This is a genomic window from Candidatus Methylomirabilota bacterium (assembly GCA_035764725.1).
Classification (GTDB): Bacteria; Methylomirabilota; Methylomirabilia; order Rokubacteriales; family CSP1-6; genus DASRWT01.
The window spans coordinates 18545-32061 of sequence record DASTYT010000143.1; the positions used below are offsets into that span (position 1 = coordinate 18545).

Consider the following 13517-nt stretch of genomic DNA (forward strand, 5'->3'; position numbering starts at 1 on the left):
CGCGGGATCCCGTCCCCGCATTGCGGGCGCCCGCGCCCTCACTCCTTGGCGTTCAGGACTTCGTTGACCCAGCGCTCCACGATGCGCTTGCGGTTGGCCCCGGCGTAGGCGTCGTCGATGGGAAAGATCTTGGCGCCCTTGAGCACCTCGGCCAGGCTCGCCTCCACCGCCACGTCGGGATGGGCGGGCACGAAGTTGATCTTGTGCTTGGCGAAGAGCCCCTGCATGGCGGACGAGGTGGCCCAGTCGATGAGCTTCTTGCCCAGCTCGGGGTTCTTGGCGCCCTTGAGCAGCGCCACTGCCTCCGCGGAGGTGCCGATGCCCTCCTTGGGGAAGGAGATCGACACGTCGTAGCCCTTCGCCTTGGTGTCGAGCGCGTCCACGATGAAGAAGATGCCGGCGCCCGCCTGGCCGAGCCCCACGGGCAGCGTGCCGCCGCCGCCGCTCTTCGTGTAGACCTGCACGTTCTTCCGCAGCTTCTTCATGTAGTCGAAGGCCTTGGTCTCGTCGCGGCCGTTCACCTCGAGGACGGAGAAGATGCGCGTGACCGCAGTGCCCGAGGTCCGGGCGTCGGCCATCTGGAGCATGTTCTTGTAGGCGGGATTCAGGAGATCTTCCCAGGACGCGGGGGGCTTGAGGTTGTTCTCCTTGAGGAACTTGCTGTTGCTCATGAACACGAGGGGATCGTCGGCGATGGCCACCCACTGCCCGTCGGCCTGCTTGAAGCGCGCGGGCAGCTTGGCGAAGGACGGCGGCTTGTACGCCTCGAAGATGCCCTCCTTGATGCCGGCGGCGTGCGTCTCCACCGGGCCGCCGAAGAGCACGTCGACCCGCGGGTTGTTCTTCTCCGCGATGACGCGGGCGAGGGCCTCGCCAGAGGAGAAGCGCACGAAGTTCACCTTGATCCCGGTAGCCTTCTCGAATTCCTCGAACATCGGCCGCGCCCAGTTCTCGGGCCAGATCGAATAGGCGTTGACGGTCTGCTGGGCGGCGGCGGGCGCCGCCCACCCGAGCGCGGCAGCGAGGACCAGGACGATCATGCGCATGAGGCTCTCCCTCTCTGGGATCTAGCGATGCTCGTAGCCGGGCGAGATCTCCGACTCCATCTCGGCGGGCGATGCGGGGCGGCCGTCGAACCACATGGCCGTCTGCTCGCCGATCGGTCGGCGGCGGTTGATGCGTACCACGATGTTCCACTCGTCGTGGGCGCCGCTCGAAAATGCGCTGGAGGCCCGCATGGCGTAGTAGCGGACGAAGGCCTGGCGCTTGGCCGGCACATCGGCAACGTCGGCCCAGAGCTTGGCGTCGGTGGCCGCACGCTCGGTGAGCCAGCGGTCGATGCAGCCGGTGACGTCGTCGCGGCCGCAGCCGAAGAACGCGCGCATGTCACCCGGTCCGGTGAAATGCGCCATGTCGATGTCCTTGCCGGTGCCGTCCTCGCCCGCCAGCACGCTGGTCCACATCACCATGTACTCGGCGCCGCCGGGCTCCCGCCCGTTCACCGACTCCATCTGAAAGCGCCCGGGGTCGAGCACCCACACCGCGCTCCCGAATTCCTTCTCGAGACGTGTCTTCACGGAGGCGGCGATCGCGAGATTGGTCGCCACGTGGCCCCCGCCCCGCGGGCTGATGGGCGTGCTCGCGTAAATTACGAGCTTGCCCGCCTGGCGCTGGGCACGCACGTCCGCGCGGATCTTCTGGGCCTGGGCGGCGACCACCGCGTCGAAGGCGGGATCGGCGCAGTACGCGATGCCCACGGACGTCGGTACCACCATCTTGGGCGCCTTGCACTCCGCGGCGAGCGCGGGGACTCCGGAGGCGAGAATCGCGAGCAGCAGCAGCCCCACCAAAGCCGGCTTCATCGGCAGCCCTCCCGGCCCAGCACGCTATGCCGGGGACGCGATGGGGTCAAGGGGCTGCTCCCCGCCGGCGCGCGAGGAGCTCACGGGCCACCGTCAGGCGGAGGACCTCCGTCGTGCCTTCGGCGATGCGCCAGGAGCGGATGCGGCGGTAGAGGCGCGCGAGGGGATGGCTCTCCACGACCGCGGCGCCGCCGCTCAACTGAATCGCGCGGTCCACGATGCGCGCGACCGCCTCGGTGGCCAGCGCCTTGGCCATCGTGATCTCGGCGCCGGCGGGGTCGCCGCTCTCCGCGCGGCGGGCGGCCGCGTAGGCGGCTGAGCGCGCCGCATAGAGATCCATGGCGCTGTCTGCGAGCATGGCCTGCACCCCCTCGCGGTCCGCCAGGGGCGTCCCGCTCCGATGCGGACGGTCCACCTGGCCGAGCACCCAGTCGAGCGTCCACGCGCCCGCCCCGCACGCCATGGCCGCCAAGCGCAGCCGCGTCGCCACGATGTCGTCAAGGGCCCGCGGCACGCCCTGCCCCACCTCGCCGATCATGTCGGCCGCGGTCACGGCGACGTCGCGCAGCTCGAACTCGCCGTGCACGGCGCCGTCCAGGGTCTCGAGGGTGCGGCGCAGGGTCACGCCCGGCGCCGCTCTCGGGACGACGAAGACGGCGGTTCCGCCGCGGTCGCCGTCAACGACGCGCGCCACCGTCAGCAAGAGGTCGGCGGCGGGGCCGTCGGTGACGAACGACTTGATGCCGGTGAGCCGGAAGCCGTCGCCCGCGCGCGTGGCGGTGGTCCGCGGGCCCTCGCGCGCATCGGTGAAGGCAAACGCCGCGGCCAGCTCGCCGCGCAGCACGGGCAGGAGGAAGCGCTCGCGCTGCCCTGGCGTGCCGTGGCGGAGGAGACCGCCCGAGCCGCCGACGACCAGCCCGCCGAGCGCGGCCCCGGACGCCGCGATGGCCTCGTGGACGGCGAGCCGGCCGAGCGGCCCGAGTCCGGCCCCACCGAGCTCCACCGGCTGGGTCAGGCGGAAGAGTCCCGCCGCCTCCGCGCGCGTGCGCACCCAGCGGCGCAGCTCGGGCGTGGCGTCGCCCTCCGTCGCCACGCGTTCTCGGCGCTCGGCGGGTAGTAGCTCCTCCAGGAGAAACGATCGCGCGCGCTGCCGAAGTGTGTCGAGCGGCGCGGGCAGCGGCTCGGGCGGGAGCGCCTCGGGCGCGGTCAGACCTCGCCCCTCAGCGCGCGCGCGAGCTGAGCCAGGTGGTTCTCGTCGTGCCAGGCCATGACGCCCAGGAAGTCGTCGATGGTGCGCCGGCCGCGGGAATCCATCTGGTGCCCGGCGCGGGCCCAGTCGGCCTCGGCGCGCATGGCGAAAAAGGTGAGCGTGGCGTCGCGATGCCGGTGAAAGGCCTCGAGGGCGCCGGCCAGCGGCTGCTCGAGGTAGCGGCGCTCGGCCGCGACCTGATTCGGGTTGACGGTGGGGAACCGTGGCTCGTCGGTGGCCATGATCTGACGCAGCCGGTCCAGGAACGATGCCTCCGTGTCCCGCAGGTGGCAGAGGACCTCGATGGGCGCCCAGTTCTTCTCGTCCGGCCGGCGCGTCAGCGCCGCGGGATCCACGCCACGGAACGCCGCAGCCAGATCACCCGGCGTGCGCCCGAGCCGGGCGAGCCGCTCGGCGCGCGGGCGCCGGGCCCATTCCTCGAGGGAAGTGACCGGGGGCACCGGCACAGGCGTGGCCATTGCGGCCCGAGTATACGTCTACGGCCTCAGCGCAGCCGGCTGGCGTGCCGAGGCACCCGCCCGGCGACGAGGCGCACCTTGCGCGGCGCGGCCATCCAGATCGCCGCGGCCGAGATCACACAGAGGACGATCCCCACCAAGAACGCCACCACGTAGTTGCCGGTGCGATCGTGTAGCCATCCCGCGACCCAGGGCCCCGCCCCCGAGCCGAGCCCGGTCGCCAGGGAGAGCGTGCCGAATATGCGGCCGTAGTGAGCGCCCTGGAACAGCTCGGCGGGGATGGCGGCGAAAACCGACGCCATGCCGTAGCCCACCAATCCCTGCGCGAGCACCATCGCCCAGAGGAGCGGCGTCGTGGGCGAGGCGCGCATGGCGAGGAGGATGAGGAAGCAGGCGACGAAGCCCGCGCAGCCCAGGGACCAGATCACTTCCCGGCCCCAGCGATCGGACAGGTAGCCGAGGGCGATCTGTCCGACGACGCCCGCCAGCGCCACCAGGCCGAGCGCGTAGGCCGCCGGCTCCGGACGGAAGCCGATGTCGATCAGGTAGCGGGTCTGATGCACCTGGATCTCGTACCAGGCGAAGAGCGCGGTGAAGAACCCGACGAACGCCCACCAGAAGCGCCGGGTGCGAACGGCGCGGCCGAGCGTCCAGTCGGTCGCGGCCCAGACGGGGTCGACGACGTTGGCCGGTCGCGCGGCCGCGGCGCCCGCCGGGACGTGCCGATCGCCATCCGGCAGCAGGCCCATGTCCTCCGGCCGCCGCCGGGGCAAGAGCGCGTTGATCGGCACCAGCGCCCCGAACATGACGATCGAGAGCCCGAGGCAGGCGGCGCGCCAGCCGCGGGTGCTGATGAGGTGCTGCGCCCAGGGCAGGAGCACGATGGAGCCGATCCCTACCCCGGAGAACGCGATGCCGAGCGCGAGCCCGCGCCGCCGCACGAACCAGTTGGGCATGAAGAGGCCGTGCCCGGTATAGCCCAGGCACAGGCTGCCGCCGGAGACGAGAAAGCCGAGCGTCACGTAGAGGTGCCACGGTCGCGAGATGAGCGTGGCGAGGGCGAGCCCCGAGCCCATCATCGCCACGCCGAGCAGGATGAGGACACGCGCCCCGCGGCGATCGAGGAGCCAGCCGAGCCACGGCGCGAAGGGCGTCGAGACGATGAACCCGATCGCGAAGGCGCCCGCGGTGAGCCCGCGGTCCCACCCGAACTCATCGAGGATGGGCGGGAACAGCAGCGAGAACGCGGTGCGGGCATTGACGCCCACGCCCATGGTGACGAAGGCGCAGGCGACGATCACCCAGCCGTAGAAGAACGGAAGCCGCACGCGGGCGCCGGGCCCTACCGCCGGTCGTAACCGAAGAACCCGCCTTTCGGACGCGCGTGCGCGTGGAAATGGTCGGGAATGTTGCGCATGTGATCGTCCACCCAGTACTCTCCCACGCGCTGCGTCGCCACCTCGCCGAGACGGGCCAGCATGTGGGCGCGCGCCTCGGGGGGCGGCTGGGTTCCGTGGCGGCGCCACACCACCATGGGCGTCTCGCACACGTCACACTCGGCGATCCAGCACACGTCGTCCTCGTGGTACCAGGGCGTGATCCTCTTGGCCCGACAGAGGTCGCAGCCGGCGACCTTACCGTCGTCAGGCAGCGGCGGCGGTGGAGCGGACGCCATGGCGCCTCACCTGGACCACGGTCGTGATCGTGAGCAGCATGAACACCGCCGCGACCACGAACACCGCGCGCGGCTCGCCGCGATCGAGCAGCCAGCCGAAGAGCAGCGGCGTGAGCGAGGAGCCGAGATCGAGGCCGGAGTAGACGAAGCCGTAGACCTTGCCCGAGGCTCCGCGCGGCGTCGCCCGGCGCACCAGCATGTCGCGCGAGGGCGTGGTCATGCCGAGGGCGAAGCCCGCCACCGCCATGAGCACCGGCAGGGCAGGGAGCGCGAGCGCGCCGCTCGCCAGCACGAGGGTCAGCACCGCGCCCGTGCTCATGCCGCACGCGGCTACGAGATCGTGGCGGCGCGTGCGGTCGGCGAGGAACGCACCCAGGAGGACGCCGCCCGAGCTGCCCAGGAGAAACGCGGTGAGGGCGCCGGTGGCGACCGCGAGGGGCGCCTGGTAGAGCGTCACGAGCGTGGTCACCGAAAAGGTCTGAAGTCCGATCTGCGCGGTCGCGAGCAGGGCGAAGTAGGCGAAGGCGGCGAGCACCGGCGCCACCATGAGCAGCCGGATGTCGGCGGCAAGCCCGCCGCCATCGCCCGCCTCGCGCCGCGGAGTCGCCACCCGGTCGTCGGCGAGTGCGTCGGACTGGGTCGAGAGGAGCAAGGCCGCCGCCACGCCGATCCCGCCCACGGTGACGAGCGCGGTGCGCCACGAGCTGTGCGCGGCGAGCGCGACGACCACCACGGGCGCCGCCGTCCAGCCGAGATTGCCGCAGATCGAGTGCACGCCGTAGGCGCGGCCGAGCCGGCGCGCGTCCACCGAGGCGTTGAAGATGGAGTAGTCGGCGGGATGGAACACGCTGTTCCCGAGCCCGGCCAGTACCGCGATGGGCAGCAGGGCCCAGTACGTCGGCGCGATGCCCGCGGCGGCGATCGCGCCCGCGAAAAGGCACATCCCGGTGACGAGCACCCGCACGGCGCCGAAGCGATCCACGAGGAAGCCCGAGATCGTCTGCCCGATGCCGGACGAGGCGTACATCAGGCTCACCACGAAGCCCAGCGCCACGTACGGCACGCCGAACGTCTCCTTGATGAGCGGGAAGAGCGGCGGCAGCGCGAGCTGGAAGAAGTGACTGAAGAAGTGCGCGGAGCCTACGAGACCGATGATGCGAACATCACGCTTCAGCGTGCCTACGGTCGCATCGAGCATACCGTTCACCATGCCATCTGGGCGCGGCCGCGTCAAACTCCTGTGGTACGATTCGGGCCTCACCCGCCGTCAAGGAGGCCTGCATGCCCGTTCAGCACGTGGGGCGCCCGATCAAGCGCATCGAGGACCCCAAGCTCATCACCGGCAGCGATCCCTACGTCAACGACTTCAAGTTCACCGGTGCGCTCCACCTGGCCTTCGTGCGCAGCCCGCACGCCCACGCCACCATCCGGCGCATCGACACCGCGGCCGCGCGCGCGGTGCCGGGCGTGGTGTCCGTCTTCACGGGCGCCGATCTCAACGCCGAGGTCGGCGTGATCCACACCCCGCTGCCGCCCGAGATGTTCGCCAGCATGAACCGCCAGGGCCACACCCTGCTCGCCGAGGGGCGCGTCCGGCACGTGGGCGAGCCGGTGGCAGTGGTGGCGGCGGAGAGTCCCGCCGCGGCGGTCGACGGCGCCGACGCCGTCGTCGTGGACTACGATCCGCTCCCCGTGGTGGTGGACGCAGCGGACGCGCTCAAGCCCGGCGCGCCGCTCCTCTACCCCGAGTCCAAGACGAATCTCGGCGTGAGCCTCAAGGCCGAGTCCGGCGACGTGGACGGCGCGTTCAAGAAGGCGGACGTGGTGGTGGACATGCACATGTACAACCAGCGCGTATTGCCGGTGTGCATGGAGCCGCGCGCGTGCAGCGCGGCGTGGGACGAGAGGACCCAGAAGATGGTCATGTACGGCGACACGCAGATCCCGCACACCATGCGGAACCAGGTCGCCGAGCGCCTCAAGCTCCAGCCCGATCAGATCCATCTCATGACGGGCCGCGTGGGCGGCGGCTTCGGGGCCAAGGTGCCGGTGTACCAGGAAGACACGATCGTCCCGCTCCTCGCCATGCGCCTCAAGCGCCCGGTGAAGTGGAACGCCACGCGGCGCGAGGACCTCCAGGCCACCGGGCACGGGCGCGACGTGCGCATTCACCTGCGCCTGGCCGCGGACAAGACCGGGCGCATCCTGGGGCTCGAGGCCCGGATCATCGGCAACGCCGGCTACTGCCTCTATCACGTGGGCTGCCTGCTCCCCGTGCTGTGCGGGCAGATGATCACCGGCTGCTACGACATCCAGACCGCGCGCGTGGACATCCAGGTCGCCTTCACCAACACCATGGGCACCGTGCCCTATCGCGGCGCGGGGCGCCCGGAGGCGGCCTACTTCATCGAGCGCGCGATGGACACGCTGGCCGCCAAGCTCGGCATCGATCCGGCGGAGGTGCGGCGTCGCAACTTCATCTCACCCGATCGGTTCCCGTACCAGACCATCATGGGCAACTCCTACGACTCGGGCGAGTACACGCGGGCGCTGGAGCATGCGCTGACCAAGGCCGGCTACCCCGAGCTGCGGCGCGAGCAGCGGGACGCGCGGGGCCAGGGCCGGCTCGTGGGCATCGGGCTCGCCTCGTACGTGGAGATCTGTGGCTTCGAGGACGACGAGACCTCCGACGTGATCGTGGCGGACGACGGCAAGGTGACGGTGCTGACCGGCGCGGCCTCCCACGGCCAGGGGCACGAGACGGCCTTCGCGCAGCTCGTGGCCGACGAGCTTCAGGTGCCCATGGCTGACGTCACGGTGATTCACGGCGACACCGTGAAGGTGCGGAGCGGCGTGGGCACGTTCGGCAGCCGCTCCATCGCCAAGGGCGGGATGCACGCGCTCGCCAATGCCGTGAAGGTGCGCGAGGCGGCACTGCAGACGGCGGCCGGGCTGCTCGAGGCGGCGGTGGCGGACATCGTGCACGCCGACGGCAAGTTCTCCGTGCGCGGCGTACCCGACCGCTCCGTGACCTGGAAGCAGGTGGCCGCGGCCTCCAAGGGCGCGCTCACATCCTGCGGCGACATCAAGGGTAACGGCACGCTCTTTCCCTTCGGCACTCACGTGGCCATGGTCGAGGTGGATCGCGAGAGCGGCAAGCCGCGCATCCTGAAATATTTCTCGATCGACGACGCCGGCTTCCTCGTGAACCCGCTGCTCGTGCAGGGGCAGGTGCATGGCGGGCTCGCCCAGGGCATTGGCCAGGCCCTCTGGGAGGAGGCCGCGTTCGACGAGTCGGGCCAGCTCCTTTCCTCGACCCTGATGGACTATGCGCTGCCCAAGACCGACGACCTCATCTCGTTCGTGAACGACCACACCCGGACGGACTCACCGCGCACTACCCTCGGCGTGAAGGGGATCGGCGAGGCGGCCACCATCGGCTCCACGCCGGCCATCGCCAACGCGGTGGTGGACGCGCTGCGGCCGATGGGCATCGAGCACGTGGAGATCCCGCTGACCCCGCAGAAGGTGTGGGCCGCCCTCGCGGCGGCGCCCAAGAAGTGAGCGACGAGACGCTGGCCCAGGTGCGCCGAGCCCTCGACGGGCTCGGCGTGCCGTACGAGATCGTGGACATCGATCCCGCCTTCGCGGACACGGCGGCTTTCTGCGAGAAGTACGGCTATGGCCTCGACGTCAGCGGCAACACGATCATCGTGGCCTCGAAGAAGGAGCCGAAGCAGTTCGCCGCCTGCCTGGTGCTGGCCAACACGCGGCTCGACGTCAACCACACCGTGAAGCGCCTCATGGGAGCCTCGCGCGTGTCATTCGCCTCGGCCGAGGAAACCATGGCCCTGACCGGCATGCAGATCGGCGGGGTCACCGTGCTCGCCCTCCCGGCCGATCTGGCCGTCTACGTGGACGACCGGATCATGGCCCTGCCCTGGATGATCCTGGGCGCGGGCAGCCGCGCCGCCAAGGTGAAGGTCTCGCCGCGGGTCCTGGAGCGCCTGCCCGGATTCCAGGCGGTCCCCGGCCTCGCCCAGCCGATCCCGCCGCCGCCCGCTTAGCCGCCCCTCTAGTTCCTTGCCCCAAGCCGTGCTTTCGCCTAGCCTAGCGGGGATTGTGACCTCCGCGGGGCACTCATGAGGGGCAGGAAAAAGGCGGTCAAGCGCCCACTGACGGCCAGGAAGGCCGCCGTTTCCCGAAACGGGCGCGGCCCCGCGGCTCCCTCTCCCGGCGACGAGCGTCTCGCCGAAGCGCTCGCACAGCAGGCCGCCACCGCCGACATCCTCCGCATCATCGCGGCCTCGCGCACGGACTCGCAGCCGGTCTTCGATGCCATCGCTGAAAGCGCCGCGCGCCTCTGCGCGTCATACGATGCTGCGATCTACCGCCTGGAGGCCGATCGGCTGGTGCTCGCAGCCCACCACGGCCCGATCGTGCTGGGGCGAGTCGGGGAGTTTTCCCTCCCGGTCCAGGGGTCGGTAGCAGGTCACGCCATTCGCGAGCGGCGTGCGATCCAGGTCGCCGACGCCCAGGCCGTGGGCAATCGCTACCCCGTGACCGGCGGGCACGCCCCGCGCATGGGCGTTCGCACCATGCTGTGCGTACCGCTCCTGCTGAACGGGGTCGCCGTTGGCGCGTTCTCGCTTCGCCGCACCGAAGTGCAGCGCTTCACGACGCGGCAGATCGCCCTACTGCGCACCTTCGCTGACCAGGCCGTCATCGCCATCGAGAACGCACGCTTGTTCCGAGAGTCGCAGGAGCGCAACCGCGATCTCACGGAGTCGCTGGAGCGAGAGACGGCAACCAGCGAGATCCTGCGCGTCATCAGCAGCTCGCCCACCGATCTCCAGCCCGTGTTCGACATGATCGCCAGGAGTGCGGCCGTCCTGTGCGGCGCGGAGGTCAGCGCGGTTACTCGCTTCGACGGCGAGCTGGTGCATCTGGTGGCTGTACACGGATCGAGCCCGCGGGGAGCCGATGCCCTCCGGAAGGTCTTTCCCCGCCCGCCGAGCGGTGAAACCGTCGCGGTACGGTGCATCCGCGATCGCGCGATCATCAATGTCCCTGACGTGCTGGGTGATCCAGAGTTCGGCATCAAGGCGGCGGCGCGGGCGAGCGGTTTCCGGGGCACGCTCGGGGTCCCGATGCTCCGGGGCGGCCGCGCTCTCGGCGCGATCGTGCTCGGCCGCAGCCAGGTCGGGCCGTTCAGCGAGCGAGAGGTCGACCTCATCCGCACCTTCGCCGACCAGGCCGTCATCGCCATCGAGAACGCGCGGCTATTCCAGGAAACGAGCGACCGCAATCGCGACCTGGCGGAGTCGCTGGAGCGGGAGACGGCGACCAGCGAGATCCTGCGCGTGATCAGCAGCTCGCCCAGCGACCTGCAGCCCGTCTTCGACATCATCGCCAAGAATGCGGCCCTCCTGTGCGGGGCTGGGGTCGGCGCGGTCACGCGCTTCGACGGGGAGCTGGTTCACCTGGTGGCGGTACATGGATCAACCCAGCGCGGCGCGGCTGCCCTGCGGAGGGCGTTCCCCCGCCCGCCCAGCGGCGAGACGGCCACGGCGCGGGCCATTCGCGACCGCGCGGTCGTTCACATCTCTGACGTGCTGGACGATCCGGAGTTCGCCATGCGGGAGGCCGCCGTGGTGGGCGGCTTCCGCGCCTCACTCGCCGTCCCGATGCTGCGTGACGGCCGCGCGCTCGGCGCCATCGTCGTGGGGCGCCGCAAAGTCGGCCCATACAGCGAGCTGGAGATCGACCTCCTTCGCACGTTCGCCGCCCAGGCCGTCATCGCGATCGAGAACGTGCGGCTGTTCCAGGAGCTAGGTGTCCGCAACCGGGATCTGACCGATTCGCTGGAGCAGCAGACGGCCACCGGGGAGATCCTGCGGGTGATCGCCAGCTCGCCCAATGACCTCCAGCCCGTCTTCGACATCATTGCGAGGAGCGCGGCCCTCCTGTGCGGTGCGGAATCCAGCACGGTGACCCGTTACGACGGCGACCTGGTGCACATGGTGGCCATCCACGGCTCCAGTCAGCGCGGCGTCGACGCGCTCCGGGCGGCCTTCCCCCGCCCCCCCAGCGGCGAGACGGCGGCCGTCCGGGCCATCCGCGACCGGGCGATCGCTCACATCCCGGACGTGCTGACCGACGCGGAGTTCGGCATCCAGGGCGCCGCGGTGGCGAGCGGCTTCCGGTCCGTGCTCGGCGTCCCGATGCTGCGCGACGGCCGCGCGCTCGGCGCGATTGCTGTCGGACGCAGCAAGGTCGGGCCGTTCAGCAACCGGGAGATCGACCTCCTGCGCACCTTCGCCGACCAGGCGGTCATCGCCATCGAGAACGTGCGCTTGTTCAACACGCTCGAAACCAAGAACCGGGACCTCGCCGAGTCGCTCGAGCAGCAGACGGCCACCGGCGAGATCCTACAGGTCATCTCGGGCTCGCCCACCAACGTGCAGCCGGTGTTCGATGCGGTGGCGAGCAGCGCCGCCCGGCTGTGCGATGCGTTCGATTCCGCCATCTTCCGCCGTGACGGGGACCGGCTCCTCCTCGTGGCGCATCATGGTCCCATTCTCGTGGGACGTGTGGGAGAGTTCTCGCTCCCCCTGGTACGGGGCACGGCGGCGGGCCGCACCGTGCTCGACGGCCGCACCATTCACGTCGCCGACATGCAGCGGGAGACGGCCGAGTTCCCCGAGAGCGCGGACAACGCGGCCCACATGGGCTTCCGTACCATCCTCAGCGTACCCCTCATGCGCGAAGGGCTTGCGATCGGAACGATTCAGCTCCGGCGGACCGATGCTCGTCCGTTCACCGAACGGCAGGTGACCCTGCTCCAGACCTTCGCCAACCAGGCCGTCATCGCCATCGAGAACACGCGGCTCTTCACCGAGCTGGACGCGCGCAATCGCGACCTGACCGAGACCCTGGAGCAGCAGACGGCGACCGGCGAGATCCTGCGCGTGATCTCGAGCTCCCCCCAGGACGTCCAGCCCGTCTTCGACACGATCGCCCACAGCGCGAAGCGGCTCTGTGAAGCGGAGTTCGCATTCGTCTTCCGCTACGACGGAGGGCTCGTGCACTTCGTCGCCCAGCACGGGCTCTCGGCCGACGGTTTGAAGGCCCTGCGCACCGCCTGGCCGGCCCCCCTCGACGGCGCGACGGCGGCGGGGCGGGCGATACGCGACCGGGTGATCGCGCACATTCCGGACATCCGCGAGGATCCGGCCTACGGTCACAATCAGGTCGCGGCGATCGCGAATTTCCGGAGCGTCGTGGCCATTCCCATGCTGCGCGACGGCGAGCCCATCGGCGCGATCACCGTGAACCGCCCGAAGGCCGGCGCGTTTCCCGAGCGGCTCATCGAGCTCCTCAAGACCTTCGCAGATCAAGCCGTGATCGCGGTGGAGAACGTGCGCCTCTTCACCGAGCTGGACGCCCGCAACCGCGATCTCACCGAGACCCTGGACCAGCAAACCGCGACGGGCGAGATCCTGCGCGCGATCTCCGGCTCGCCCACGGACGTGCAGCCGGTGTTCGACACCATCGCGCGCAACGCGCGGCGCCTCTGCAGTGGAGAGTTCTGCCAGGTCTTCCGGGTCGAGGATGGGCAGCTCCACAACGTGGCCAACGACGGGCAGAACGCTGAAGGGCTGGCCGCCATTCGCGCGGCGTTTCCCCGGCCGGTCGACGAGGGCACGTCAGCAGGACGAGCCGTGCTGACCGCTGCCGTCTCCCAGATTCCCGACGTCACGGCCGAGCCTGCCTACGGCACGACCGGGGTGGCTCAAACGGTCGGCTTTCGCAGCATCGCCGCCGTGCCCATCCTGCGCGACGGCGCCCCCATCGGAGCCATTGCCGTCGGACGCGGCGAGGTGGGCCGCTTTCCAGAGCGGCAGGTCGAGCTCCTCAAGACCTTCGCCGACCAGGCCGTCATCGCCATCGAGAACGTGCGGCTCTTCAAGGAGCTGGAGGTCCGCAATCGTGACCTCACCGAGACCCTGGAGCAGCAGACCGCCACCGGCGAGATCCTGCGCGTGATCTCGAGCTCGCCCACCGACGCGCAGCCGGTGTTCGACACGATCGCCCACAGCGCGAGCCGGCTATGCGACGCTCGTTGCTTCGTCTTCCGCTTCGATGGGGAAAAGATCCACTTCGTGGCGCAGCACGGGCTGGAGCCGGATCGTGTCGAGCAGGTACGCTCGGCGTGGCCGAGGACCCCCACGCGCGGCACGGCGTCCGGG

General features: G+C 70.4%; 10 protein-coding genes. 3 read left to right on the top strand and 7 right to left on the bottom strand.

Going from position 1 to position 13517, the window contains the following annotated elements:
- Positions 1–38: 38 nt before the first annotated feature.
- From VFX14_23660 to VFX14_23690, 7 genes are read right to left on the bottom strand one after another with little or no spacing between them, the layout of a single operon-like run.
- A complete protein-coding gene (locus tag VFX14_23660; protein HEU5192689.1) occupies positions 39–1046 on the bottom strand; it encodes an ABC transporter substrate-binding protein in 1008 nt (335 codons plus the stop codon).
- 21 nt (positions 1047–1067) lie between these two features.
- Complete coding sequence (locus VFX14_23665; GenBank protein HEU5192690.1) at positions 1068–1862, bottom strand: hypothetical protein; 795 nt, start codon at positions 1860–1862, stop codon at positions 1068–1070.
- Between the two features lie 46 nt (positions 1863–1908).
- On the bottom strand, positions 1909–3126 hold the full coding sequence (locus VFX14_23670) for an acyl-CoA dehydrogenase family protein (protein HEU5192691.1): 1218 nt from the start codon (positions 3124–3126) through the stop codon (positions 1909–1911).
- Positions 3069–3590, bottom strand: coding sequence for a DinB family protein (locus VFX14_23675; GenBank protein HEU5192692.1), 522 nt, complete (start codon positions 3588–3590; stop codon positions 3069–3071). Before VFX14_23675 ends, VFX14_23670 begins: the two co-directional genes overlap by 58 nt.
- A gap of 26 nt (positions 3591–3616) precedes the next feature.
- On the bottom strand, positions 3617–4918 hold the full coding sequence (locus VFX14_23680; protein ID HEU5192693.1) for an MFS transporter: 1302 nt from the start codon (positions 4916–4918) through the stop codon (positions 3617–3619).
- A 14-nt stretch (positions 4919–4932) separates the two neighbouring features.
- Positions 4933–5265 (bottom strand): hypothetical protein, encoded by a 333-nt coding sequence (locus VFX14_23685; GenBank protein ID HEU5192694.1) that lies wholly within the window; start codon positions 5263–5265, stop codon positions 4933–4935.
- The gene (locus VFX14_23690; protein ID HEU5192695.1) at positions 5234–6463 is read right to left on the bottom strand and encodes an MFS transporter; all 1230 of its coding nucleotides are present in this window, start codon (positions 6461–6463) and stop codon (positions 5234–5236) included. Before VFX14_23690 ends, VFX14_23685 begins: the two co-directional genes overlap by 32 nt.
- An 83-nt stretch (positions 6464–6546) precedes the next feature.
- On the opposite strand from VFX14_23690, the gene VFX14_23695 reads away from it, so the two are divergent.
- The 3 genes from VFX14_23695 to VFX14_23705 all read left to right on the top strand — a co-directional run.
- Positions 6547–8829 carry a xanthine dehydrogenase family protein molybdopterin-binding subunit gene (locus VFX14_23695; GenBank protein HEU5192696.1) on the top strand — a complete coding sequence of 761 codons (2283 nt, stop codon included), beginning with the start codon at positions 6547–6549 and terminating at the stop codon, positions 8827–8829.
- On the top strand, positions 8826–9332 hold the full coding sequence (locus tag VFX14_23700; protein HEU5192697.1) for a YbaK/EbsC family protein: 507 nt from the start codon (positions 8826–8828) through the stop codon (positions 9330–9332). Before VFX14_23695 ends, VFX14_23700 begins: the two co-directional genes overlap by 4 nt.
- Positions 9333–9407: 75 nt before the next feature.
- Positions 9408–13517, top strand: a 4110-nt coding sequence (locus VFX14_23705) for a GAF domain-containing protein (GenBank protein HEU5192698.1), incomplete at its 3' end; no start/stop codon positions are given.

What these genes read in the sequence shown, in the direction of transcription:
- VFX14_23660 (HEU5192689.1), bottom strand. Translation starts at nt 1,046, where the DNA reads ATGCGCATGATCGTCCTGGTCCTCGCTGCCGCGCTCGGGTGGGCGGCG.
- VFX14_23665 (HEU5192690.1), bottom strand. Translation starts at nt 1,862, where the DNA reads ATGAAGCCGGCTTTGGTGGGGCTGCTGCTGCTCGCGATTCTCGCCTCC.
- VFX14_23675 (HEU5192692.1), bottom strand. Translation starts at nt 3,590, where the DNA reads ATGGCCACGCCTGTGCCGGTGCCCCCGGTCACTTCCCTCGAGGAATGG.
- VFX14_23685 (HEU5192694.1), bottom strand. Translation starts at nt 5,265, where the DNA reads ATGGCGTCCGCTCCACCGCCGCCGCTGCCTGACGACGGTAAGGTCGCC.
- VFX14_23690 (HEU5192695.1), bottom strand. Translation starts at nt 6,463, where the DNA reads ATGCTCGATGCGACCGTAGGCACGCTGAAGCGTGATGTTCGCATCATC.
- VFX14_23695 (HEU5192696.1), top strand. Translation starts at nt 6,547, where the DNA reads ATGCCCGTTCAGCACGTGGGGCGCCCGATCAAGCGCATCGAGGACCCC.